The organism is Acinetobacter sp. TR3 (assembly GCF_027105055.1).
Taxonomy (GTDB): Bacteria; Pseudomonadota; Gammaproteobacteria; order Pseudomonadales; family Moraxellaceae; genus Acinetobacter.
This window is the reverse complement of record NZ_CP114276.1, coordinates 1-1,941: the sequence shown is the minus strand read 5'-3', so window position 1 is coordinate 1,941 and position 1,941 is coordinate 1. Positions and strand designations below refer to the sequence as shown.

Sequence of the window (1,941 nt, the reverse complement as noted above, 5' to 3'; positions counted from 1 at the left end):
ATGGGGTTATTGAAGCAAATTTAATAAATATCAGCTCTAAAATTGAATTATTACGCAACATAGCTGACAAGACGAAAGAGGAAACTCTTAAAGATTTTCTTTTTCAGACTGCTAACGATCTAGAAAAATCAGTATCTTCAATTAAAAGAGAATTAAGTAAATGATCTTTTCCCAAAGGGCGCACTTAGCCATTGAGAAAAATCTTCGATTTTTTCAATGGAAGTCCGTGGGGGTAAACCCCTCAACCCCAAAAGCAAAAACACTGTAATCAGGGAAAAAACATTTTTGATTTTGATCCTTGTTTGTCACTCGTAGACACTCGTTTTGTTTTGCTCTTTCTAGAATTCACAAAAAAGATATTAGCGAGTGTCTACGAGCGACTCAATGAAAGTTCGATTATTCCCCCTCTGGAAAACCGCTTTTAAAAATATTGGCTGCTAGATGGTTTTTACTATAGTGAGGTTTTGCTTTTAAAAAAACACGAGCAAAGCGAGTTCATAGTTGCTTTTGCTTGTTTTCGGGTCTTAGGGGAAATCCCCTAACAAGTCCCCGAATATCAAAATGTGGCTACATTTTGTATATACGGGTAGGCTTGCTTATTTGATTTTTTTTCTTCTAAACCTTTGACTTCTTCCCCATTGTTTGCAGAAATTGCCCCTCGACTAAGCTTGCTTAGTCAAAAAAGTTTGAGCAAAGCGAAAACATAGGGCAATTTTCGTGATGAAAATGGGCTTTTAATGTTTTTAAATGCTTTTAAATGCTTTTAGACATGCTAAGAAGCCTACACAGCAAGGCATACAGAGGACATAAGACGAGACTTACCTACCAATAAGACGAGACTTACCTACCAATAAGACGAGACTTACCTACCAATAAGACGAGACTTACCTACCATAAGACGAGAACTTATGATAAATTCGTTTTAACGAAATAATTTTAATATACGTCTTATGAGTGAATTAGTAGTGAAAGACAATGCCCTAATGAACGCTAGTTACAACTTGGATCTCGTTGAACAGCGGTTAATCTTGCTTGCTATCGTTGAAGCTAGAGAATCAGGAAAGGGAATTAATGCCAATGACCCTCTAACCGTTCATGCAGAGAGTTATGTCAATCAATTTGGCGTAGCTAGACAAACAGCCTACCAAGCCCTCAAAGATGCTTGCGATGATCTATTTGCACGTCAATTCAGTTACCAAGAAATCAATGAACGAGGAAATACAGAAAACGTCCGTTCACGTTGGGTTAGCGAAGTTCGCTATGTGGATGCAGAAGCTACAGTGAAGTTAATTTTCGCTCCTATCGTCATCCCTTTAATTACAAGGCTTGAGGAACGTTTTACTCAGTATGAAATGAAACAGATAAGCGAACTTTCAACAGGTTATGCCATTCGTTTGTATGAGTTACTGATTTGCTGGAGAGCAACGGGGAAAACACCAGTCATAGAATTGGCTGACTTTCGGCAAAGGATGGGTGTTCTCGATTCTGAATATCAGCGTATGTATGATTTAAAAAAATACGTTTTAGAGCCATCTCTCAAACAAATCAACGAGCATACCGACATCACAGCTACCTACGAACAGCACAAAAAAGGGCGAGTGATTACAGGATTCTCATTCAAGTTTAAGCAGAAGAAGCCCAAACAAGCTGAAATTGCCACAGAAACGCCCAAAACAGCCACGAATGACCAAAACACGATAAAACCCCTTACAGAGCCACAGATCGCAAAATACAGCATGATTCTGTGCAAATTAGGCAGTATTTCAGACTTGAGTAACTTCCCCGACTATCCAAGCTTTGCCAATTGGATTGCAAATATCTTGAGAACCCCCGAAAAAGCGGATGAGCAAACAGCAAAACGAATTTTCACAGCATTGAAAACAGAAACTGACTACAGCAAGAAAAACTAATTTTTAATGAAAAATAGGATTCATCAAATGA

At 38.3% G+C, this 1,941-nt stretch carries 1 protein-coding gene; it reads left to right on the top strand.

From position 1 onward, the window contains the following. Positions 1 to 950: 950 nt before the first annotated feature. On the top strand, positions 951 to 1,910 hold the full coding sequence (gene repM / locus O1449_RS16270; RefSeq protein ID WP_269239927.1) for a replication initiation protein RepM: 960 nt from the start codon (positions 951 to 953) through the stop codon (positions 1,908 to 1,910). The last annotated feature ends 31 nt before the right edge of the window (positions 1,911 to 1,941 follow it).

Excerpts from the sequence above, each read along its gene's own strand:
- repM (WP_269239927.1), top strand. The coding sequence starts at position 951 with ATGAGTGAATTAGTAGTGAAAGACAATGCCCTAATGAACGCTAGTTAC.